Origin of the sequence: Bacteroides sp. An269, assembly GCF_002159755.1 — a bacterium.
Classification (GTDB): domain Bacteria; phylum Bacteroidota; class Bacteroidia; order Bacteroidales; family Bacteroidaceae; genus Phocaeicola; species Phocaeicola intestinalis.
The window spans coordinates 21,586-43,227 of sequence record NZ_NFJG01000015.1; the positions used below are offsets into that span (position 1 = coordinate 21,586).

Sequence of the window (21,642 nt, forward strand, 5' to 3'; positions counted from 1 at the left end):
GTTAATTCTCTTCAAAAAGCTTAGTCACATTACACACCACTACTTTACCTATACCATCAGTTCGATGTACACTACGTATAGGATTATCATATACAATCTCAACTTTATTAGGATGCTTTATAGAATATAATATTGCACCAATTGCATGTGGCTTTGTCCCTATTGGAGCTATTACCATTTCCGGATTCCGATTATCATAACTTAAGCGTCTCAACATCATATAAATATCTACAATTGAATTTGCTTCTGCATATTTTATATTTTGCCAGCTACCTGTATTTTTTATTTGATTACGATTGCCCCACATTGCAATGTATGGATAGTCCAACTTATAACCAGGTACACCTAAAACTGGTATGATTTTATCCCTATCTGGGTTTTGGTCTTGAATAATAAATGAAAATCTACCACCTTCAAATCCCAATAATACAACAAATAGTGGAGATTCACTGTGGGGAAGAAGATTAGACAATCCAGGCAAAGGATTTATCCCTTCTACAGTTTCACAAAGATCTTTATGGATTCCTATTTTACGAAACTCCTCTAACTTATAGATAGATGGTTCTGCGTAAACTATTCGCATTTCAATGCTTCGTTCCATTGCATATTTCATCAATGGAGCAGCTACACGGCAACTTAAACCTGTAACTTCAATATATATAATATAATCTTTATATGGGGATAATAAGCTATTTATTTGATTAATACTATGTAATGATATAATCAAATTCTCTTTATTTACGATAGAAATTGTATCATTTGCATTATTGAAAACTATTTCTATAAATTCTGTTTGTAAATTATGTCTCGCTAATTCTTGAGCACAAAAAACACTACGATCTTCAGGATCATGGGCATATATATACAGAGATTTTGGTTCTAGAATTACCTTATTCAAATCATACCATTCATCTATATATATGTAGTCTCTATTTATTTTAGTCATTATTATTTTCAAAATTATTTAAATCAAACAATGTTAATTGGGTTGGAACAGAATTTACTTCTTCTTCTGAAACATCCCTTCGTAATAGCATTCTTGCAACAGTCTCATTAGGAGTGTCAATACAACCTAAAAATTCCGCGTCCGTTAGTGTCATTTTACGTTTCTTACGAAAACTATAATCAAAATAAGGAGCAAAAATAGGATGGAGTTGATACTGAAAATCCTTCAAACTCTTCATTCCAGATAACTTATTTGATGGCATTCTAACAAGTGCCAAATTCATAATACCAAGATTTAGCATTTCACGAGACCTATCACTTATCTCACCATCAAAGTCAAATTGGTTTATCTCTGGAGCAGTTTTATTCCCGTCCTTTGCCAATCGTTTAAATATCGTACCAAGCGATTGCACTAGTTGCGTTAATTGTAAACCAATCATACAAGATCCTTCTAATTCTGTTAAATTTTTCCAACCTACATTTTTAGCAGCTATCGTTTGATGTTCTACTGAGACTGAATCTTTCACATCATTTCCATTCTCTATATGCAAATTATATGACTGATTGACTAATGCCATTAAATAACGGATATTTCCATTAGCTAACTTAACAAAAGTATTCCAACCCGCATAATATTTTGAAATCTTTAAATATTTTCCTTTGTTTAATTTAAACAAAAGACTATACTTGTAATTATTATAACGCTGATTCCAATCGTCTTGATTATTTACATAATTATCTATGACATCCTTCAATGGTTCATTATGTATTTCTGCCCAATATGCAATTAAATATTTATATAATGGATGGATATTCAAATCCATTTTGTTTTTACTTTCTATTTCTACAAAAGATTTATAAAGTGAAGTCTTTTTTACATTTAGTTTTTCAGCTTCTTCCTCAATAGAAATACTTACAAGTGATTTTCTAATGTCATATTCCTCGTTTCCATCATTTATCAATTTCCGAAGACGAAGATTACATACGTTACTAGCAAATTCTTCAAATCTATCAGCTGTTTGAGCATCAGTAAAGAATTCTTCTATATTAGTTAACTTATAATCTGCAGGGTCATTAAGCGATTCCATTTTGTTATGAGTTGTTTTTATACGCCATCCCATTTCCCTTACACCAATTTTTATCGTATAGGACTCTGGAACATGCTTTATAAGCGTATTAACACACTCTTGTTGATAATCTGTGAAATTTTCATATTCATCTATCAATAAATAGTACACTTTATTTTTAAATTGCCTTAGTTTTTGAGTTTGTTGTGCAACTATTTCAATAGGAACTCCAGCCATTGACAATTTAGGCATATTACCATCTGCTATATTGTTTATTTCTGCTTGGAATTCATACATTGCAGTTTCAACAAGATTCAACAACTCCTTGAAATTATTTATATGTGCATTTAAATGCAATGAGGAAGCTATCAATTGACATGCATATTTAGATAAATCTTCATCATCTGATTTAATTGTTTTGTGCCATTCTAAGAAGTGAAGCATCTCCCAACAAATAATCAAGTTAAAATAATGTTCAAAGATGGCTTTCCACTCATTCTCATCTAGTCCTTTTCCACAAAATGCACGAACATGGTTTGTATTGGCACGATAATATATACCGATAAAATTATTCTTGTCAAACTTTTTTATATCAGAGTTAAGGATTTCATATTGACCAAGATACGATAATCCACGTAAAACTGTTGTTTTACCAGTTCCGCGACCTCCTTGCAAAACACCAGGGTAATTACTTTTTAATATTGTAAAATAATAAGGCTCTGTGAAGAACTTGAATATATCTTTTTTTAACCATTCAGCTTTATAACTGCCGAATAATTGATCCAATTTTTCTTGTATATTTATGTCCATAATTTTTTGTATCAATTAATATCTTGAGTAAACTCTGTTCATCAATGGTTTCCAATCACCTGTTTCCCAATAGAAAATAGGTGGACAAGCATCTGGTATTCCATGCTCAAAAGCCAAAGCAAGTCCTTGTTCACGATAGCCTTTTACGTCATTAACATGCCCCCCATTTGTAAATGGGATATTTAACATTTTACTTTTTTCAAATATTAAATCCATAGCTTTATTGTATAATTTAACATCACCTCCCCAACATAGGGAATTCTGTTCAAATATAGAATATTGTTTGTTTAATAAATGAATATAAGTAAGACCTAGTCCATCACATTCAGAAATAATGCTGTTATAGCCTTTATAATTAACTATCAAAGGTGCATATATAACTTTGTGTTTTTTTATAAAAGCTAATTGCTGTAGAGTCCACCCTTTATATCGTTGTTTACACCATGCAACATAAGTCTGATGACCGGAACCCACAAAATCATCTACAAGTATCACATTCTGATTAGAACTATTCACCAATATTTCTTGAAGTTCATTAAATCCAATGATTCGTTCTTCTGGAATTCCAAGTTTATCTCTTAATTTTCGATTAAAAACATATCCGCTATCAGTTGGTTTCATTTCTTCACCAGGGATAAAACTATACCAACAATTATTTTTAAAATCATCATCTGTCCATTTTCCTATTTGCCGTTTGAAATAATAACCACATTTTCCTATTACAATAGCTAACATCTGATTAATCATACTATCAGGTATATATATAAAAAAATCCAAGATGCGTTGAGCAATATCTAACTCTTCATCATTAGTAAAATTTTCTAACCATTGTTTATAATTTAGGGTATCTGCCAATGGCCATAACTGTGTATCGCGGAAATACTTATATCTTTCAATATTTATTCTCATATTTTAATCAAAAAAGCATAGTTATTAATAGAACTGTTTTTATACTCGTAAAACGTATAAAATACAAAATTACAGAAAATCTCTGGAATATCCGCCGAATTGCAGCAGATTAACGCAACAGGATTTGATAATTAGGGAGTTAGAGGAAAAATGCAGAAGTTGGGCAGACAGTTGAAAACCGTCTTAAAGCAGATTAAAGCAAAAGAACGGTTTCCTAATCATTACCCGATGAAAGTGCAGATTTAACAGTCCCTGTTTCATTTTGCGGCGTTCTGCGCAGCTTTGCTTATCAATAGGTAACTCGTTGATTTATAGTTTTGCAACCAAAAAGAAACGAGTATGGCAAGAAGCACATTCAAGGTGCTGTTCTACGTGAATGGCAGTAAGGAAAAGAACGGAATTGTCCCCATCATGGGACGGGTTACAATCAACGGAACGGTAGCACAGTTCAGCTGCAAGCGGACTATCCCGAAAGAGCTTTGGGATGCCAAAGGGAACAAGGCAAAGGGCAAGAGTATGGAAGCGAGGGAGATTAATCTTGCACTTGACAACATCAAGGCTCAAATCATCAAGCACTACCAGCGCATATCCGACCGTGAGGCGTTTGTGACGGCAGAAATGGTTCGCAATGCCTATCAGGGATTGGGCGGTGAGTATGAAACATTGCTCGGTGCTTTCGACAAGGAAAATGAAGTGTTCAAGAAGCGTGTCGGAAAAGACAGGGTCAGGGCTACCTATATGGCAAGGGTGCGGGCAAGAAACCATGTGGCAGCATTCATCAGGTCACATTACAAGCGGAACGACATCTCCATGCCTGAACTTACGCCCGACTTCATCAAGGAGTTCGCCGTGTTCCTTTCCAACGAAGCCGGACTGCACAACGGTTCGATATGGGAAAACTGCATGTGGCTGAAAGGTGTGGTGATGCGGGCACATTTCAACGGACATATACCGAGAAATCCGTTTGCCCAGTTCCATATAAGCCCGAACACGAAAGAGCGTGAATATCTGACGGAGAATGAGCTGAAAACATTGATGGAATTTCAGTTCAAAGACCCCAAGAACTCCTATCTCCGTGATATTTTTGTTTTCGCCAGTTTTACCGCCCTCTCATTCGTGGATATAAAGGAATTAAGCAACAACCAGATTGTGGAAGTGAACGGTGAGAAATGGATTATTTCCAAACGACACAAGACGGGTGTACCGTTTCAGGTGAAGCTGCTGGATATTCCCTTGCAGATAATCGAGCGTTACAAGGCTTTTCAGGAAAACAATCTTGTATTCCCCAATCTCAACTATTGGTCAATATGCAAGCGTATGGGAAAGATGATAAAGGAATACGGCATCACCAAGAAAATCAGCTTTCATTGCTCAAGGCATGGGTTTGCGACCCTGGCTCTCAGCAAAGGGATGCCAATTGAGAGCGTCAGCCGTATTCTGGGGCATACGAACATTGAGACCACGCAAATCTATGCGAAGATAACCGTGCAGAAATTGGATAATGACCTCACGATGCTGGGCGACAAGCTGAGCAAATCATTCGGGAACGTGAAAATGGCAGGGATATGAAACGGGAAATAATCACAACGGACAGCTATGGTAGAATTACCATACCATCTGATACAGGCAATATATGGATGAATGAAATGGAGCTGGTAGAGCTGTTCGGGGTAATCGCCCCGACGCTCCGTGCCGCCATTCGTGCCGTGTACAAGTGTGGAGTTTTGAATCCTCTTGAAGCTGAAAAACGTATCAAGCTGCCCAACGGCTATTATGCGGACATGTATGCCTTGCCGATGGTGGTGGCACTCGCTTTTCGCATTGACACGTCAGGTGCCGCAACGGTTCGCAATGCACTGCTGGAAAGATTGTGCCGACGAAAAGAAAAACAAGTCCTGCTGGTGTCAGTGAATAATAGAATGCCGAATAAATGTTAGAATGAACTTTTTATGTTCAGTCATTTGATGATTAACGGTTTAATCTGACGTAGTGACGACATGAAGTCATTAAATCCGTAAATCAGTGCGTCAGTCAATCTGTAATTATCTGCAACATCCAGTCCCCGAAGACGTGCATATTCCACGACTTCGGGCTTTTTTATCTCCTTTTATCTGAAAGAGCCACCCGTTTATACTGCATTTTCTTTTGGCATGACCTATTTTGCGCCGTTCCGCATAGATTTGCGTATCAAGATTTTACCGACACTTCCGTAGCTTTGCAACCATGTTTAACCCGTTGCCGACAGAATGTAGGCAGCACTAAAACCTGTATCAAGAACATGAAGAAAAAAAGGAATCATTTGCGTAGGTACAATTCTCTACAAGATTGTGAATCGGGATTGTCATTATTCGCCGATAAGAGGAATAGGACGTTACTACACGGTAAACAAAATACAGCTGGAAAAATTCTGATATTTTGATGAGATGATGAAAGTATATATAAAAATAAAGAGAAACAGCAATTTACGTCTTCATCAACCTTTCAACAAGAGAATCGGGCTGATGAAAAGAGAAAGAACACACCGCACTCTACATCACTTTTCTTTTAGTGAGCGGTTTGATGAAACGATGATGAACATATATCATTTTGGTTATCAGTTTATTATCCTGTCAACACATCAATTCATCGGATTTTCATCCGCCAACAAGTTTGCGGGACAAATGGATGGAAGGAAATGCCACTATCCGCAAGCTGGTCGGTCGGACATCCGACCTGCCTGTTGTCCGACCAGCCGACAAGGGAAGGCGTATCATATCAATGAAAAGAAAAGAGCTGCCTATACAGCTGGTACTCTCACAGGCTTTTGAGAACAGAAAAGCCATAGCTCATTAGGGCATTTTCTTTACGCAGTGCAGGCACAGCTAAAAATGCCCCAATGAGCCAACGGGGTTACACCCCTCTGGACACCCCCGTTTGCCATGCGGCATGACCGCAGCTGAGGAAACCAACAAACCAAATTGTCAAACTTGAAAACGAAAAACAAGCATGGGATATATAAGCATTCAAATCAACAAAGCGAAAGGCTCGGCTGACACGGGCGCATCCGACCACATAGAACGTAAGACCATACCCAAGAACGCAGACCCTACACGTACACATCTCAACCGTGAACTGGTGGAGTTCCCTGATGGAGTGTCCGACCGTACCGAAGCGATAAGCCACCGTATCCGTACGGCAGGCATCAAACGTAAGATAACCCCCGACCAAGTGCGGGCAATTAGAATCGTGCTTTCGGGTACGCACGAGGATATGATGAAAATACAGGACGAGGGCAGACTTGACGAATGGTGTGATGACAACCTGCAATGGCTGCACTATACCTTCGGCAAGGAAAATACAGTTTCGGCAGTCCTGCACATGGATGAGCACACACCGCATATTCATGCCACGGTCGTACCAATAGTAACAGGAGAGCGAAGGAAAGCCAAGAAAAAGCAGACGGATGGTAAACGCTCGTACCGCAAGAAAGCCAATACCGTGCGTCTGTGTGCTGACGATGTATTGACACGTGAGAAGCTGGTAACATATCACGATAGTTATGCAAAAGCAATGGAGAAATATGGCTTGCAACGTGGTGTGCGTGGCTCGGAAGCACGGCATACGACAACCGCCCAATACTACCGTGATTTGAAACGACAGACGGGTGAACTTGAAGCCAATGTGCAACAGTTACAGACTGAGCAGCAACAGGCAGAGCAACAGCTTGACAAGGTAAGGCAGGAAGTCAAGTCGGAGAAACTGGAAGCAGCCAAGACGGAAGCGAAAGCCGCATTCGTGGCAAAAGTCGGTTCTCTTTTCGGTGGTGGTAAACTGAAAGAGTTTGAACATAGAAATGAAGATTTGCAAAAGCGCATACAGGAACTTGAAGAAGAAGCCATACAACGAGAAGAACAACATGCCAAGCAGATACAGGAAATGAAAAATGCTTACGAACAGCAGCACCGAAAACTGTCGGAATTTACGGATTTTGTCAAACGCTACTTCCCTTATGTGGAAAAGCTGATACCTACTATCAAGTTTTTGCGTGATACTCTGAATTTTGGCGATGGGCTAATCAAAAAGCTGTGCATGTTCAAGGATGTCACCATTAAAGGCGAACTCTATTCTACAGAGTTCCGACAGCACTTTAAGACTGATGGCTCAGTTTGTTCACTTATAGAAACCTCAGATGGAAAATTTGACCTCAAAATAGATGGCGTTTCACATGTAAGTTGGTTCAGACGCAAGAAATACGAGTTTATGAAAGCATTGGGATTACCGAAACAGGAACAACAGAGTAAAAAACTATAATTCAGGAAAAGCCTTAATAATCATATTTATTAGGCAGATTATTATGACTTTATATTACTTTTGTATCTGAAAGATTGATTTTACTTAGAGATATTTATATTTTGTCTACTTTAAACATAAAAGAAATAACATGAACTATCTTATTGGGAAACAAAAAATATATGAAAGTGCTTTCTATCCTTACGGTGATGGTATAATTACTCTTCCTCATCGTATACGAGCATATATAGATTCAAGTTCTGATGAGTTCAGTCACTTGACTATAGAAAATAAATTATGTGATTTAGGTTTTGCTGTAACAAGAGGTATAAATTTATATACAGAAATTAAGAAGGATATAAGTGAACATGCAAAAGACGTTCAATATCGAAGTTATGAAGATAATATAAAGAGCTCGTTGTTTTCTTATATAGATTATTTGAGAGAAATGGAAACTCTTTTAACGGAAACCCTTTTAGAGCAGAAAGATATTGATTTAATGCAGCTTGTAGATTTATTGGTTGAAGAAATTTTACTTCGTTATAACGAATATCCGGATGTAAATTCTAACGAATATACTATAATCTTTAGAAGTATTCCATTAGATTATACCGCAATAATAAATCGTTTTAATATAAAGTCCTCAGAAGAAAAACAATCATGTCATAATTATTTATTGACAGCCCAAGAATCAATAAGCAAGGCTGTTATGAACAAGGACTATGTTCTATATCTAAATCGTTGGAAAGAATTATTGCCCAAGTTATCTGGGTATGACCTTTATTTTGCGGATGATTTGGTGTTTCCTGGTGATGAAGAATACGTGTATGCGTATAATGAAAAACAAAAAGATAACCCCACTAGACAGTTGGTTTTATGTGTTCCTCCTGAGCCATGGAGTGGAAATATCCTTAATTCCAAACTTGTAATCCTTTCTTTGAATCCTGGATATGTAGAGCACCTGAATAAGAATCTTGCAAATATGTTCAAACCTCAGATGGCTGAAGAAATCATGGAGGACAAAAGAAAGGTTTTGTCAATGGAAGGAACTAAATTTGACTATTACGAGCCAACAAGAATATTGGGTGACTATTATTGGAGAAAGAAAATACTTCCTTTAGGAACAGCCGTATATGGAGAACAGGAAAAGGAAAATATTTTTAATCATGTTTCCTTATGTCAGTATTTTGCTTACACTTCGCTGGTATCTCCAGCTATTAAGAATTTATTTCCATCTCAGAAATTTACAAAAATGGTGTTGCTCTATTTGGCTACCTCTGCAAAAGAAGTAAAGTTTCTTGTGATGAGGCACGAAGCCCAATGGAAAACATTAATGGGAGAAGGTCTATGGAATTATTTATATGATAACAATAGACTGCTGGTTAGTAAAAATTATGCTAATCAATCCCTTACGGAGAAGAACATCGGCATTGAAAATTATAGGATTATTGTTGAACACTTAAGGAATAATTAAATGAATCACTTAAAAAGATTACAAAATGCTCTTGAACGGTTTGCTCCAGCTAATACTGTTAGTGGACTGACAAAGCAATTTGAGGACATTGCCCAAATTGTATTTAATGGACGTTATGTCGTAAATGGAGAATACGAGATATATCCAATTGATATTGAGTTCTATTTTCATGATGAAGAGAATAAAAGTATAATTGAACCTCAAATGTACCATGTAGGAGATGTTCCCTATTTCCCGGTAGGAGCGATTTGTCCCAATAGGTCTGGTGTTGACATGACTTTTGAGCGTGAAGGAAAATATCGTGCATCATTTCTTATTCGAGGGTATACTTATAAATCCTTGGTTAATAATGATGAAAAGACTTTTACAAATAAGGCTTCTCAAAAATTGAAAGAAGGAGAAATAGATAAATTCAAGCCACAATATTTATGGGAAGATTTGTTTGGTAATGCCTCAATTTTCGAGAAAGGGTTGTCGATTGTCTGGATGGATAATGAAGATTTTAATAAAGTTCGTATTATGTCTTCCGCCAGAATAAATGTAAAAAAAATAAAAGGGGAAGCAACTGACCGTATGTGGCGTTTTACTAATCTTGACGCAGATCAGCAATGAAAATCTTAAAATCAACTATGGACTATGTGTTTTTTTCGGAGAATCTGAAAAGATATTATCCGAAAGTGTACAATGAATTGACTGAAATATTGTCAAAGCATGATGTGCATTACGGCGTATTGAAAGGAACAGCCGATTATTGGTGTAGAGATTATATGCCAGTACAAGTAGATGGTAATTCTTTTGTTCAGTTTAAATATCATCCTGACTATCTGGAAGGACTTCGCGATTATGAAACATCAACAGAAACTTCCATTAAGCTGGCTAAAACGATATTACCAAGTTCTTCAATATGTGTTTCTCCCATTGTAGCAGACGGTGGTAACTTTACCTTTGGAAGCATAAAAAAAGGTAGAGGATACACCGCTGTTGTTATAATGACGGAGAAAATATTTATTGAGAACCCTGATATGGATAGAAAATATCTTGTTTCTCTAATGGAAAAGTTATTTCCAAATCATAAGTTCTTATTTTTGCCTTGGGATAGAAGTGACGTTTGTGGTCATACAGATGGAATTTTACATGCTGTTGGCAGTAATAAAGTACTGGTGAATCTGAAAGTTTACCCTGATGATATTGCCGCTAAGATGAGAAGTCAATTAGAATCATACTTTAAAGTCATCGATTTAGAGCTAAGTGATTATCATAATATGAGTTGGGCTTATATAAATATGATTCATACTCAAAATGTAATAATTGTCCCAGGTGTAGGACGTTCTACAGATGAAGAAGCTTTGAAACATATAAAAAAACTGTTTCCAGAGTATGATGGTAGAATTTATCAAGTGCAGATGCAATCTATAGTTAAAAGAGGGGGAGGAGCTTTAAATTGCCTTTCATGGTCTTTTACTATATAAGCAAACTGAAATAATGCGCTAAAATAAGTTTCTCATATCTCTATTTTTTTCTAAATTTGCAAAAGGAAAAGAGTTACTTGAAAAGTAATATAACGCAGACCACAGCAATTGGGACGGTTGCCAAATCGTTACCCCAAAACAAGGTAATTCTTCTAACTCATTTAATTTCAAATAGCTATATTCCTTATACAGATTTACGGAAAATATTGTATAACAGATAATTTTACTTGCGCTTATCTAAAAAAAACACTATTTCATTTCTTACAGCAAATATCGCCCTTTGCCACTGACTGTGCAAGGCGGCCCTGTCGGGCTGGTTGGCTGGAAAAAAAATCATCCTCGCTTCGCTCCGGTATTTTTTTCCGCCAAGCCTTGCACCGGTCATTGGCAAAGAACAGCCGGGCCAGTAAGAAATTGAAATACTGGCTCCACGGAGCCGGTCATGTCTAATTTAAATAAAAGAATATGACTGAAGAAGTTGGAAAGAAGGTATGTGAAGATACAGTAGCAGACCTCATGAAGGACAAGACCGGAAAACAGACGGTTATCACGTTGACAAGAAAGAATGCTTACCGAGTGAAGAAAATCAGAGAACAAGGGACGGATGACGAATCCGTCCTTTTTCATTTCCGTAAACGCTGTACGGGAATGGGCTCCTATGTACACACCATCGAAACGGCAGACGGGGAAACAGAACTGCATCCAAATGAATTTGAAAAATGGGAAGCTGTGGAATTTCTGTATCCCGGCTATCTGGAAGACCTGCTTGATGCTGCATACAACGCATACAGATGGAGTTCCTTCGAACCTGAAGCAAGGGCGGAAACAGACATCATGCAATATGAAAAACAACTTGTAGAGGATCTGAAACAGATTCCGGAAGAAAAGCAGAACGAGTATGTCAGTGCATACCATAGTAAGTTCTCCGCCCTGTTGGGTAGTCTCTCACGATGTGCCAGTCCGATGGTGACAGGACCTGCCAAGTTCAACTGCCAACGCAACAACAAGGCACTAGACGCATACCAGAACAGATTTGATGAATTTCACGACTGGCGCAACCGCTTCAAGTCTGCCATGGAAAGAATGAAAGAGGCTGCCAAACCGGAAGAACAGAAGCAGGAAGAGGTATGGAACCGACTGAAGCGTGACATTGCAAGCAGCGCACGGACTATTCATGATATTGATACCGGTAAAGCAAGAGGATACAGCCGTGCCCTGTTCGTCAGCAGTATCCTTAATAAGGTAAGCACCTATGCGGGAAAAGGAGAAGTGGAAATCGTACAGAAAGCAGTGGACTTCATTACAGACTTCAATGCGCAATGCAAGAAACCGGTTATCACTTCGCGGAACCGTTTCTTCCAACTGCCGGAAATGGCACGCCAGGCCAGACTGAAACTTCAGGAAATCAGAGAACGGGAAAACCGTGAACTGAAATTTGAAGGCGGAATGCTGGTATGGAACTATGAGGTAGACCGCCTTCAAATCCTGTTTGACAGTATTCCGGATGACCAGAGGCGCAAGGAACTGAAATCATACGGTTTCAAATGGTCGCCGAGATACCAGGCATGGCAACGGCAGCTTACACAGAATGCCGTATATGCAGTCAAAAGAGTGTTGAACCTTCAAAACCTATAAGACATGAAAGACCGATTGAAATATGTAATCGATTCCCGTTACTTCGACGGAACATGCCTGACGAGTATGAGTGACGGATTCCACAATGATTATGGTGGAGAAACAATCGAAGAACTGCGCATACGGGAAAACAATCCCTATCTGAAAGCCGTAACACCTTCTGATATGGACAAGAAGCTGCGGCTATACAATCAGTCCCTGTCCGAACCGTTCAAGGAAATCACCGAAGAAGACTACTATGACCTGCTGGATGTACTGCCACCCTTGCGCATGAGACAAAACTCGTTCTTTGTGGGAGAACCGTATTACGGAAATATGTACTCTTTCTGCTTTACCCGTCAAGGAAGATATTTCAAGGGCCTACGCTCCGTACTTACTCCGCAATCCGAACTGGACAGTCAGATAGACCGTCACATGGAAATCATCAACCGGAAAGCCGTGATCTCAAAAGAGGAAACAAGCAAAACGGTCACAACCGGAACCAGACTCATTCCCTATTATTTTTCACTGGACGGAAAACAGCCCGTATTCATCTGCAACCTTGTCATCCAATCAGATTCCAGACAAGCAAGGACGGACATGGCGAATACCCTGAAAAGTCTTCGCCGGAACCATTATCAGTTCTATAAAGGAAAAGGACATTACGAAACTCCGGACGAGCTGATAGACCATGTATCAGGAAAGAAGCTCACCCTTGTTTCCGACGGACATTTCTTTCAATATCCTCCCGGCAGGGAATCCGCAACTTTCATCGGACACATCAAGGAGACATCAGAGGAATTTCTTTTCCGAATCTATGACCGTGAATATTTCCTGTATCTTCTAAAAAGATTGAGGACAGTGAAAAAGGAATCCGCACAGGAACAAATAAATATCAAATCATAACATTCGGGGAATGCGGTAGAATGACTGCCGTATTCCCTCATAAAAACAATACAAGTATGAACAAATCGAACACTCTATACTGGAAAACAGCTACAGATCCGGCTGAGCGCATTGAGGTCAGACTCGTCCTTAACAGTTATATCGACAATGACAATCTGTATGTAGGACTTGAATCCCGGTCTAAGGAGAATCCGGAATGCTGGGAATCATACACGGACATCACCGTCAACCTCAATTCCCTTTCCCCGTTCCATGCCTATGTGGACAACCGGGACTGCAACAGACATGTACATGATTTCCTGACCAGTAACAGAATAGCGGAACCTGCCGGATTTGAATATCAGGGATTCAGAATGTTCCGCTTCAATCCTGACAGGTTGAAGGCACTCGCACCCGAACAGTTCAAGACAATCAGCGCCAAACTGCCACCACAGGATGACATGATAAAGGACATCATCTATCAGGAAAGACGTTTCCCTTTGAGAACTGTTCAAGACATTCACGGAATATATCTTGTTTCAAGCAAGGAACTGGAAGAATCTCTGATCGAAGGAGTACGGAACCTGGATGCTGCGGCAAATGAACTGCTGGATGGCATCTGCCTGTTCTGCTCCACACAGGAACTGCGCTATCTTACGGATGCAGAACTGATAGAAACAATCTACGCACAATAAAAAGGAGGAAAAAATATGAAAACCGGAGACATTGTATTTCTGAGACGTCCCTATAAGGGATACCGTGCCGTCGAACTGATGGAAAGACTGGAATACCGCTGGCTGGTCAGGATTGTCGAGAGCGGTCTTGAACTGGAGGTATATGAAGATGAACTTATATCAGAATTTTAATACGGACAAAGTGTTATGGAAAAATATCAGTTTGCATTCCATTCGGAAATAATCGGCTATACCTCTCCTCATATCGGCGAGGTCAGAAAAGCCATACACAGAAAAGTGGAAAAGGAAAAGTCTGCTGCCATAAAGAATGATATTGAGCTGCACATGTACAAGGTGCATGACGGCATACCGGTTCTCCTTAACACCTGCTACCTGTACGATGAAAAGGGATGTATGGTACACGGAAGTATCAAGGGAACCAAGGATTATCTGCTTGAGACATGGAGATACCATACAAACAGACATTCCAAAGGTTTCAGTTCCACAAGAATCAGGCCCTGCACGACAAGCAGGGCTTTTTCGTTTGTATAACTCTTAAAATCAGGAATCATGAACCAGACATTACAACTTACAGACTATATTCCACAGTATGTAAGCCTCTACTACGTGGACTATCGGGATGATCTTAATGAGCATGAAGACATCCAGGAGGAATGCATCCGTTCCAATAATATGGAAAAACTCTATGAAAAGGCATACGAATGGTATGAGGAACAGGAAAGTTCAAACATGCACGACTATCTGGAGGAGACAAGAAAGAATATGGAAACGGACAATTTAGCCGGAGAGTTTGAAGAGCATGAAGATGAAATCAGGGAGCTTATCTATGACCGGAACGATTCTGACCCGGTAAAGGACCTGATACGCAACTCGTCCGTCACTAATTTCTTCTATTCGCTCGGAGTGGAAATCAGCGGATATCTGACCGGTTGTTCACTGCGGGGAGAATCAGTCGCCATGGCCTGCCATAAGGTACGCCGCGCACTGTATCTGAAAAAGGGGCAGTTTGACGAGAAGATTGAAGAACTGGTAGAGAATGCCACATACGGCGGAGAACTGCGCATCTACTTCAACGCCATGTTTGACAGGCTCATCAGTAAAGACCCTGAGAACGATTTCAAGAGCATCCGTTTCCACGGGAATGTAGTGGTGGCCATTGCCGACAGCCGGAACGGTTCCGGACATCATGTACGGATTCCGCTGGACATCACTTTCCCTTTCCGAAGGGAGAACCTGTTTGTCGATTCACAAGTACACTATTCCTATGCCAATGAAGTCTGCGGCATGACCAATGACTGGTGTGATTCCACAAAATGGGAAACGGGCATGATACCTTTTACCGGATCTGTCCGAAAAAGCCGGATGGCTGAATACAAGAAACAGGAAGCCGCTTATGAGCAGACATTCCGAGACGGGAAATGCACCTTCGGTGACATGAACTACAAACGCCACCGTGACGTGCGGTATTCGAATGAATATCCTGCCGGATGCAGATGCCCTCATTGCGGTACTTTCTGGATTGACTGAAAAAACATTTACCAACCAATAAATTCAAACGATATGAAAATCTGCTGTTCACAAGAGCATTACGACAAGGTCGTACAGTATGCAAAATCAATCAATGACAAGACCCTGGAAAACTGTCTTGAACGTCTAAAATAATGGGAGAAGAACGAGAACCGTCCATGCGAAATCGAACTCTATTACGACCATGCGCCTTATTCGTTCGGATTCTGCGAACGTTATCCGGACGGGAATACAGGCATTGTCGGAGGACTGCTGTATCATGGAAATCCGGACGAGTCCTTTGCCGTCACCATGGAACGTTTCCACGGATGGAGCATACATACATAGGAAAATTATTTGAATAAAGACACAAGTGTATTGTCCAATATTTCAAATGGATCATAAATAATAATAAGAGGTAAAAACAACAGAAAATCTATAATCATATACGATTTATCCATTGTATTGCCAATTAGTATAAAAAATATACTTAGTAATTAAAGTGAATTTTTTATCTTTGTCCACCGAAATTTATTAGATACAATATAATTCATGAAAAGAACAACCATACAAGACGCCATGTTCCCCGGTTGTCCCGTGAGGAACATACTGGCAAGATTATGTGACAAATGGACATTGCTTGTTATTTATATCCTGGACAGATCAGGCAAGGATAGCATGCGTTTTACAGAATTGAAACAGAAAATGCCGGATATATCACAAAGAATGCTGTCAATGACACTCCGTACACTGGAAGAAGACGGATATGTTACAAGAACAATATTCTCAGAGATACCGCCAAGAGTGGAATACGCTCTGACGGAAAGAGCAAAATCACTGAAGCCTATCCTCGATTCATTACTCCAATGGTCTGTCGATAATATGGATGATATTATGAGTGACCGCAAAAAAACAGCTTCTATTAATGATAGATAGTTTTATTTTAATAATAACATAAAAAATGAAAGCAGCACAAATCAAGAAATACACAAAGGAAATCAAGGTTTCCGTAAATGAAGTTTTTATTCCCGAGCCCAATGAAAATGAAGTTATTATAAAGGTTATGGCTGCCGCTGTAAATCCTTTGGATATTCTTCAACTGACAGGTAGTGTCAGACTGATACAGGATTACAGAATGCCTCTGACATTGGGTAATGAGTGTTCCGGTATAGTAGAAAAGACGGGTAATAACGTAAAAGACTTTCGTGCAGGTGACCGTGTATATACACGACTTCCAATAAACAGGATAGGTGCCTTTGCTGAATATGTTGCAGTTGACCATGAAGCTCTGGCTAAAATGCCGTCAGGTTATGACTTTGTTGTCGCTGCCACTATACCATTAGCCGGACTGACAGCCTATCAGGGACTTGTTGAAGAACTTGAGGTCCAGGCGGAAAAGACACTGCTGATAACAGGTGCGTCCGGCAGTTTCGGACAAGTTGCCGTACCCATAGCAAAGTCAATGGGGCTTCATGTTATAGTGACCGGAAACACTCGTTCAAAGGATAAACTTCTAAAAATGGGTGCCGACCAATATATAGACTATAAGAAGGAAAATTATTGGGAAATCCTATCCTATGTGGATTATGTAATTGATACTTTGGGATCAAATGAATTTGAGCATGAGTTGTCTGTCCTGAAAAAAGGAGGACGGCTGCTCAGCTTGAGAACTGCTCCAAACAGGATGTTTGCAAAAAGGAACGGTTTTTCATGGCTGAAGAGAGTCCTGTTTACGCTTGCCGGAAGTAAGTATGATTCAGCCGCCCGCAAACAAGGTAAAGAATATCGCTTTATGTTCGTCCGTTCAAGTGGTGACCAGCTTAAACGGGTAACGGAGATCGTGGAAAAATACCATATCATGCCTGATATTGAATCAAGAACATTCTCACTGTCTCAGGTAAATGAAGCACTTGAACTTATGGCTAATGGAAAACTGAACGGAAAGATTATCATTAAAATGTAATGGAGGATATAAGAATGTGCAAAAAATTACCTATACCAATAGTTGAAACAATCAAGAAACGTTGTAGTGTACGTACTTACCAGGACAAGGAGCTTGAACCTGATGTAAGAGAAATGCTTCAAAGCTATATGGATAATCTTGAAAACCCTTTTGGAATGCAGGTGAAGAAATATATCATCGATAAGAAACTGGCTTCAGAAGGTGAAAAACTTGGTACATACGGAGTGATAAAAGGAGCAAGTACTTTTATGGGTATTTCTGTTCCGGATAAAGATCTGGCCCATGTAGCTGCCGGATACGAATTTGAGAATCTTATTCTGGAGGCTACGGCATTGGGATTGGGTACAGTCTGGCTGGCGGCAACATTCAACAGGGAAGGCTTTGCTTCTGCAATGGGAGTCCCTAAAGACGAACTGTTTCCGGCCATTTCACCTGTCGGATATCCGGCTGCAAAGCGCAGTCTGACTGAATCGCTGATGAGGACTGCCATGCGCTCTTCCAGCCGAAAGGAATGGAATACATTATTCTATCTGGACAATTTTCAGACTCCCCTTCACAAAGACGAATCAGGAGATTACGCCGAACCTTTGGAAATGCTCAGACTGGCTCCGTCTGATAAGAACACACAACCCTGGCGCGTGTTGAAGGCGAGCAACAGTTATCATTTCTTTGTAACATACAAGTCAGGGATTTCAAGAGGTGAGGAAATCATCAAAAGGGTTGATGCCGGCATTGCTTTGTCACATTTCCATCAGACAGTTCTTGAGCTTGGTCTGAAAGGATGTTTTAAGCAGACGGAACCTGAAAATATCGAACTGCCCCAGAATACTTATTATATTACCTCTTGGCATGCTTAGTAAAAAAAGAATATAGATTAAAATAAAGGAGATATAAGAAATGAAGATATATGAAATAACTTTCAGTCCGACTGGTGGAACAAAGAAAGTAGCTGATTCTCTGTCTAATGAGTTGGGCCGTGACATAACAGGCGTTGACCTGTCAGACAATAATGAAGATTTACATGAATTCTCATTGAAAAATGAGGATATAGCCATAATAGCCGTTCCATCTTATAGTGGTAGAGTACCTGCTACAGCAGCAGAGCGTATTTCAAGAATTCAGGGTAATGGAGCAAAAGCAATCATAGTCTGCGTTTATGGTAACCGTGCATACGAGGATACTTTGGTCGAACTTCAGGATATTGTACAAAAGAATGGATTTTTAGTCGTAGCAGCAGTAGCAGCCATTGCAGAACATTCAATAGCACACAAATACGCTAAGGACAGACCGGACAAGGATGATAACAGGCTATTGAAGGAGTTTGCTGCGAAGATAAATGAGAAACTGAAGAAAAAGGACTTTTCAACCCCTGAAATACCTGGCAACAGACCTTACAGGAAAGCTGGTAATGCCGGAATAGTGCCTAAGCCAACAAAGGCATGTACCCAGTGCGGTCTTTGTGCCTCCAGATGTCCTGTCGGTGCTATTGACAAGAACAATCCTGCAAAAGTGAACAGGAAGGCTTGTATCTCATGTATGCGATGCGTTTCAGTATGTCCGCATCAGGCCAGAAAGATAAACGGCTTGCTTCTTGCAATCGTAAACATGATGCTGAAGAAGGCTTGTAGTATAAGAAAAGAATGTGAGCTGTATATCTGAAATATAGCTTAAGTACACCTCTGAAAGTTATTGACATACATCTGAGGCAAATAAAAATCCCTAACAATGATATACTATTAATTTTATCATTGTCAGGGATTCCAATTTATGCGGTAATCGCCATTTTACAAAAGATTCTCACGTTCTGTTATCTCAGCATCCGTCATCGTATAGCCTTCCAGGCTTCCATCTTTTGCCTGAATACAGATATAAGTCATCGGTTCAGCTGAAGTGCATTTTAAGTTACGGTCACATCCTGGTGATACACGTATGACTGATCCTTCTCCAATCTCGAAAACGTCATCATTTACCTGAAATTTCCCTGTCCCTGACAGGATAATGTAGTTTTCCTCATTGGCCTTATGGTTATGAAAGAAAGGTACTAACATCCCAGTCTGTAATGTACCCAATGAGATCTCGCATGAAGTAGCCTCTGTAGCTTCTTTTACAAACTGCTTTCCTTCAAATCCCTTGATGCAACCTATTGTTGCGTGAGCATACTTTTCGCCCTTGTTCATAATTTTAATGTTGCTCATATTTTCTGTTTTTATAAAGTTGATTAACTTTGCATTATAAACTTACTATCATTTTGATAGTACAAAGCTAATGTTTTTTGTATTGATAAACAAGAAGTTACAAAAATGTAACCCACTTACTTTAAGGTAATTATTATTGGAAATGAACAGTTTACAACTACAAGAAAATCTCAAAAAATATACTCATATAGAGGATTGCCCTATACGTAATGTCCTGTCACGGTTCTCCAGTAAATGGGCCATGCTCATATTATGTGTACTTTCTGAAAATGAGGCTACACGCTTCAATACTATAAGTAAGGCAATTCCGGATATATCGCCTAAAGTACTGACCGAGACATTAAAGAATCTTGAAGCTGACGGACTGGTTAAAAGAAAGCTATATGCTGAAATACCACCAAGAGTCGAATATTCATTGACAGATGTGGGCCAAAGTCTGATTCCCATACTGAACAGCCTCATATCCTGGGCATTAGATAATTATGCATATATATCAAGGCGTAAGAAAAAATAAGTATTGATAAACACAGATTCCAGTATCAGTTAAAGAAGATGTACAGATATGTGCCTGACTGTTCTTTATATTAGTATATGATAATGGTATCAATATCTATCTGGTAATACCTCTGAATATGTTTATTTATAGTATCTCTGTTTTCAATATTAATTCCATTTCATTGCTTTTACTGATAAAGCCTAGAGAAGAATACAGATGTTTGCCATATTTACTACTATTTAGCCATAGTTTTTTTATATTATGCCCGTTGGCATATCTGATAATTTCTTGCAATAACAATTTAGCCAGCCCTTTTTTTCTAAATTCAGGGCTGGTAAACACATTCAAGATATATCCCTCTTTCCCATTTAAATTTTCCTGGTATGGAATGCGGCTAAACAAACATAAGGATGCAATGGATATTATATCGTTATTGTTGACTACTCCGTAGCATATAAGGCTTTTATTTATATTGGAAAGGAAATATTCTTTTGTCGATTTCTCTAAATTTTGAAGATTTGTTTTAGTAGAAATTTCTCCTAATTCCCGCAATAAGCAGATTCTCAGATCCCAAAATTGATTTACATCTTTTTGATCCAAAGTTATGATATTCATAAATCTGTATTTACTTTTATTTTTTCAATCTTTTATTCGTCACGTAATCGGAAAAGTTACAGGTGTACTCGGATAATATCATCACCCGGCAGATTATATTGCCCACGAATCAATAGAGAGGTGTATCCATTTTGATGCCCATTGCCTTGACTTTCTATTCTATCTTATCACTGCAAACTACTTATCGTTTTCTTTGACTGGTGTATAATCTAAGGAGGATTCTTCATCTGTAGCCTCCAATTTAAAGATTACAGGTCGTAAACCATCATTACAACTGCATATAGCTACACCTGGTTTCTTTATCCAGTCTCCGAAGTAGAAAGTTTCCTTTGAAGCACCATGAGCCAAAGCAAATACATACTGATAGATTGCTTTCCATGCTTCATCGCAAAAACCATCAGGCTTTGCATAGTCAGCGTAAAAAACCTGTCCTTCTTTCAACATCGGACATTTGCTCAATCCATCTACTCCGTATTCTTTGGCCAGATCCTCTATTATAGTTTTCCTTAATACGGTTATTTTTACTTTTCTCATACTGATATTATTTTAGTTTGTACGTAGTATTTAAGTCAGTATTCATTTGATTCTGCCATAAAATCAAATGAAAATCGGAATATTTTTAGATGTGTAAAACCATCCCAGTTGAATAACTGTGTTCCGTTTACCTCTCATCCAACTTACTTATGGCTTTTACAAATTCTTTAAATGGTTTGAATGATAGGCTTATGTT

The 21,642-nt window shown here is 39.0% G+C and carries 24 protein-coding genes and 1 pseudogene; 19 read left to right on the forward strand and 6 right to left on the reverse strand.

Going from position 1 to position 21,642, the window contains the following annotated elements; all coding sequences use genetic code 11:
* Window position 1: 1 nt before the first annotated feature.
* From B5F71_RS05000 to B5F71_RS05010, 3 genes are read right to left on the reverse strand one after another with little or no spacing between them, the layout of a single operon-like run.
* On the reverse strand, window positions 2-946 hold the full coding sequence (locus B5F71_RS05000; RefSeq protein WP_087208174.1) for a hypothetical protein: 945 nt from the start codon (window positions 944-946) through the stop codon (window positions 2-4).
* The gene (locus B5F71_RS05005) at window positions 939-2,822 is read right to left on the reverse strand and encodes a hypothetical protein (RefSeq protein WP_143269849.1); all 1,884 of its coding nucleotides are present in this window, start codon (window positions 2,820-2,822) and stop codon (window positions 939-941) included. Before B5F71_RS05005 ends, B5F71_RS05000 begins: the two co-directional genes overlap by 8 nt.
* Before the next feature lie 15 nt (window positions 2,823-2,837).
* Window positions 2,838-3,731 (reverse strand): hypothetical protein, encoded by an 894-nt coding sequence (locus B5F71_RS05010; protein WP_087208178.1) that lies wholly within the window; start codon window positions 3,729-3,731, stop codon window positions 2,838-2,840.
* A gap of 339 nt (window positions 3,732-4,070) precedes the next feature.
* Between B5F71_RS05010 and B5F71_RS05015 the strand changes: the two genes are divergently transcribed.
* The 18 genes and pseudogenes from B5F71_RS05015 to B5F71_RS05095 all read left to right on the forward strand — a co-directional run bounded on the left by B5F71_RS05015 (window position 4,071) and on the right by B5F71_RS05095 (window position 19,265).
* On the forward strand, window positions 4,071-5,300 hold the full coding sequence (locus B5F71_RS05015; RefSeq protein WP_087208180.1) for a site-specific integrase: 1,230 nt from the start codon (window positions 4,071-4,073) through the stop codon (window positions 5,298-5,300).
* Window positions 5,297-5,668 (forward strand): hypothetical protein, encoded by a 372-nt coding sequence (locus B5F71_RS05020; RefSeq protein WP_087208182.1) that lies wholly within the window; start codon window positions 5,297-5,299, stop codon window positions 5,666-5,668. The genes B5F71_RS05015 and B5F71_RS05020 overlap by 4 nt, the downstream gene beginning before the upstream one ends.
* Before the next feature lie 727 nt (window positions 5,669-6,395).
* Window positions 6,396-6,563, forward strand: a complete 168-nt coding sequence (locus tag B5F71_RS20960; RefSeq protein WP_241148557.1) for a hypothetical protein — start codon at window positions 6,396-6,398, stop codon at window positions 6,561-6,563.
* A 153-nt stretch (window positions 6,564-6,716) separates the two neighbouring features.
* Window positions 6,717-8,021 carry a MobV family relaxase gene (mobV, locus tag B5F71_RS05030; RefSeq protein WP_087208184.1) on the forward strand — a complete coding sequence of 435 codons (1,305 nt, stop codon included), beginning with the start codon at window positions 6,717-6,719 and terminating at the stop codon, window positions 8,019-8,021.
* Window positions 8,022-8,151: 130 nt separating this feature from the next.
* On the forward strand, window positions 8,152-9,474 hold the full coding sequence (locus B5F71_RS05035) for a hypothetical protein (RefSeq protein ID WP_087208186.1): 1,323 nt from the start codon (window positions 8,152-8,154) through the stop codon (window positions 9,472-9,474).
* Window positions 9,475-10,086, forward strand: a complete 612-nt coding sequence (locus B5F71_RS05040) for a hypothetical protein (RefSeq protein ID WP_087208188.1) — start codon at window positions 9,475-9,477, stop codon at window positions 10,084-10,086.
* Between the two features lie 17 nt (window positions 10,087-10,103).
* Complete coding sequence (locus B5F71_RS05045) at window positions 10,104-10,943, forward strand: agmatine deiminase family protein (protein WP_087208190.1); 840 nt, start codon at window positions 10,104-10,106, stop codon at window positions 10,941-10,943.
* Window positions 10,944-11,408: 465 nt separating this feature from the next.
* Entirely contained in the window at window positions 11,409-12,578 is a 1,170-nt protein-coding gene (locus B5F71_RS05050) for a hypothetical protein (RefSeq protein ID WP_087208191.1), read from the forward strand.
* Between the two features lie 3 nt (window positions 12,579-12,581).
* Window positions 12,582-13,463: a hypothetical protein gene (locus B5F71_RS05055; protein WP_087208193.1), complete on the forward strand. Its 882-nt coding sequence runs from the start codon at window positions 12,582-12,584 to the stop codon at window positions 13,461-13,463.
* Window positions 13,464-13,519: 56 nt separating this feature from the next.
* Window positions 13,520-14,137, forward strand: a complete 618-nt coding sequence (locus B5F71_RS05060; protein WP_241148558.1) for a DUF4313 domain-containing protein — start codon at window positions 13,520-13,522, stop codon at window positions 14,135-14,137.
* A 15-nt stretch (window positions 14,138-14,152) separates the two neighbouring features.
* Window positions 14,153-14,308, forward strand: a complete 156-nt coding sequence (locus B5F71_RS20655) for a hypothetical protein (RefSeq protein ID WP_164488568.1) — start codon at window positions 14,153-14,155, stop codon at window positions 14,306-14,308.
* A gap of 15 nt (window positions 14,309-14,323) precedes the next feature.
* Entirely contained in the window at window positions 14,324-14,668 is a 345-nt protein-coding gene (locus B5F71_RS05065; RefSeq protein WP_009121407.1) for a hypothetical protein, read from the forward strand.
* Window positions 14,669-14,686: 18 nt separating this feature from the next.
* Window positions 14,687-15,664, forward strand: a complete 978-nt coding sequence (locus B5F71_RS05070) for a hypothetical protein (RefSeq protein ID WP_087208196.1) — start codon at window positions 14,687-14,689, stop codon at window positions 15,662-15,664.
* A 33-nt stretch (window positions 15,665-15,697) separates the two neighbouring features.
* Window positions 15,698-15,991 (forward strand): annotated as a pseudogene (locus B5F71_RS05075) (DUF4120 family protein).
* Between the two features lie 204 nt (window positions 15,992-16,195).
* The gene (locus tag B5F71_RS05080; RefSeq protein ID WP_087208198.1) at window positions 16,196-16,579 is read left to right on the forward strand and encodes a helix-turn-helix domain-containing protein; all 384 of its coding nucleotides are present in this window, start codon (window positions 16,196-16,198) and stop codon (window positions 16,577-16,579) included.
* 25 nt (window positions 16,580-16,604) lie between these two features.
* Window positions 16,605-17,606, forward strand: a complete 1,002-nt coding sequence (locus tag B5F71_RS05085) for an NADP-dependent oxidoreductase (protein WP_087208200.1) — start codon at window positions 16,605-16,607, stop codon at window positions 17,604-17,606.
* Window positions 17,607-17,620: 14 nt separating this feature from the next.
* Entirely contained in the window at window positions 17,621-18,463 is an 843-nt protein-coding gene (locus B5F71_RS05090) for a nitroreductase family protein (protein WP_087208224.1), read from the forward strand.
* Window positions 18,464-18,503: 40 nt separating this feature from the next.
* Window positions 18,504-19,265 (forward strand): EFR1 family ferrodoxin, encoded by a 762-nt coding sequence (locus tag B5F71_RS05095; RefSeq protein WP_087208202.1) that lies wholly within the window; start codon window positions 18,504-18,506, stop codon window positions 19,263-19,265.
* A gap of 125 nt (window positions 19,266-19,390) precedes the next feature.
* Here B5F71_RS05095 and B5F71_RS05100 read toward each other — a convergent pair whose 3' ends face one another.
* Window positions 19,391-19,801, reverse strand: coding sequence for a cupin domain-containing protein (locus B5F71_RS05100; protein ID WP_087208204.1), 411 nt, complete (start codon window positions 19,799-19,801; stop codon window positions 19,391-19,393).
* 142 nt (window positions 19,802-19,943) lie between these two features.
* On the opposite strand from B5F71_RS05100, the gene B5F71_RS05105 reads away from it, so the two are divergent.
* Window positions 19,944-20,315 (forward strand): helix-turn-helix domain-containing protein, encoded by a 372-nt coding sequence (locus B5F71_RS05105; protein ID WP_087208226.1) that lies wholly within the window; start codon window positions 19,944-19,946, stop codon window positions 20,313-20,315.
* Window positions 20,316-20,441: 126 nt separating this feature from the next.
* On the opposite strand, the gene B5F71_RS05110 is transcribed toward B5F71_RS05105, so the two are convergent.
* Window positions 20,442-20,912: a GNAT family N-acetyltransferase gene (locus B5F71_RS05110; protein WP_087208206.1), complete on the reverse strand. Its 471-nt coding sequence runs from the start codon at window positions 20,910-20,912 to the stop codon at window positions 20,442-20,444.
* A gap of 177 nt (window positions 20,913-21,089) precedes the next feature.
* Window positions 21,090-21,446 carry a TIGR04076 family protein gene (locus B5F71_RS05115; protein WP_087208208.1) on the reverse strand — a complete coding sequence of 119 codons (357 nt, stop codon included), beginning with the start codon at window positions 21,444-21,446 and terminating at the stop codon, window positions 21,090-21,092.
* Between the last annotated feature and the right edge of the window lie 196 nt (window positions 21,447-21,642).

Excerpts from the sequence above, each read along its gene's own strand:
- B5F71_RS05015 (WP_087208180.1), top strand. The coding sequence starts at position 4,071 with ATGGCAAGAAGCACATTCAAGGTGCTGTTCTACGTGAATGGCAGTAAG.
- B5F71_RS05045 (WP_087208190.1), top strand. The coding sequence starts at position 10,104 with ATGGACTATGTGTTTTTTTCGGAGAATCTGAAAAGATATTATCCGAAA.
- B5F71_RS05035 (WP_087208186.1), top strand. The coding sequence starts at position 8,152 with ATGAACTATCTTATTGGGAAACAAAAAATATATGAAAGTGCTTTCTAT.
- B5F71_RS05060 (WP_241148558.1), top strand. The coding sequence starts at position 13,520 with ATGAACAAATCGAACACTCTATACTGGAAAACAGCTACAGATCCGGCT.
- B5F71_RS05065 (WP_009121407.1), top strand. The coding sequence starts at position 14,324 with ATGGAAAAATATCAGTTTGCATTCCATTCGGAAATAATCGGCTATACC.
- B5F71_RS05080 (WP_087208198.1), top strand. The coding sequence starts at position 16,196 with ATGAAAAGAACAACCATACAAGACGCCATGTTCCCCGGTTGTCCCGTG.
- B5F71_RS05005 (WP_143269849.1), bottom strand. The coding sequence starts at position 2,822 with ATGGACATAAATATACAAGAAAAATTGGATCAATTATTCGGCAGTTAT.
- B5F71_RS05020 (WP_087208182.1), top strand. The coding sequence starts at position 5,297 with ATGAAACGGGAAATAATCACAACGGACAGCTATGGTAGAATTACCATA.
- B5F71_RS05040 (WP_087208188.1), top strand. The coding sequence starts at position 9,475 with ATGAATCACTTAAAAAGATTACAAAATGCTCTTGAACGGTTTGCTCCA.
- mobV (WP_087208184.1), top strand. The coding sequence starts at position 6,717 with ATGGGATATATAAGCATTCAAATCAACAAAGCGAAAGGCTCGGCTGAC.
- B5F71_RS05010 (WP_087208178.1), bottom strand. The coding sequence starts at position 3,731 with ATGAGAATAAATATTGAAAGATATAAGTATTTCCGCGATACACAGTTA.
- B5F71_RS05095 (WP_087208202.1), top strand. The coding sequence starts at position 18,504 with ATGAAGATATATGAAATAACTTTCAGTCCGACTGGTGGAACAAAGAAA.
- B5F71_RS05000 (WP_087208174.1), bottom strand. The coding sequence starts at position 946 with ATGACTAAAATAAATAGAGACTACATATATATAGATGAATGGTATGAT.
- B5F71_RS05115 (WP_087208208.1), bottom strand. The coding sequence starts at position 21,446 with ATGAGAAAAGTAAAAATAACCGTATTAAGGAAAACTATAATAGAGGAT.
- B5F71_RS05055 (WP_087208193.1), top strand. The coding sequence starts at position 12,582 with ATGAAAGACCGATTGAAATATGTAATCGATTCCCGTTACTTCGACGGA.
- B5F71_RS05100 (WP_087208204.1), bottom strand. The coding sequence starts at position 19,801 with ATGAGCAACATTAAAATTATGAACAAGGGCGAAAAGTATGCTCACGCA.
- B5F71_RS05070 (WP_087208196.1), top strand. The coding sequence starts at position 14,687 with ATGAACCAGACATTACAACTTACAGACTATATTCCACAGTATGTAAGC.
- B5F71_RS05085 (WP_087208200.1), top strand. The coding sequence starts at position 16,605 with ATGAAAGCAGCACAAATCAAGAAATACACAAAGGAAATCAAGGTTTCC.
- B5F71_RS20655 (WP_164488568.1), top strand. The coding sequence starts at position 14,153 with ATGAAAACCGGAGACATTGTATTTCTGAGACGTCCCTATAAGGGATAC.
- B5F71_RS05050 (WP_087208191.1), top strand. The coding sequence starts at position 11,409 with ATGACTGAAGAAGTTGGAAAGAAGGTATGTGAAGATACAGTAGCAGAC.
- B5F71_RS05090 (WP_087208224.1), top strand. The coding sequence starts at position 17,621 with ATGTGCAAAAAATTACCTATACCAATAGTTGAAACAATCAAGAAACGT.
- B5F71_RS05105 (WP_087208226.1), top strand. The coding sequence starts at position 19,944 with ATGAACAGTTTACAACTACAAGAAAATCTCAAAAAATATACTCATATA.
- B5F71_RS20960 (WP_241148557.1), top strand. The coding sequence starts at position 6,396 with ATGGAAGGAAATGCCACTATCCGCAAGCTGGTCGGTCGGACATCCGAC.
- B5F71_RS05110 (WP_087208206.1), bottom strand. The coding sequence starts at position 20,912 with ATGAATATCATAACTTTGGATCAAAAAGATGTAAATCAATTTTGGGAT.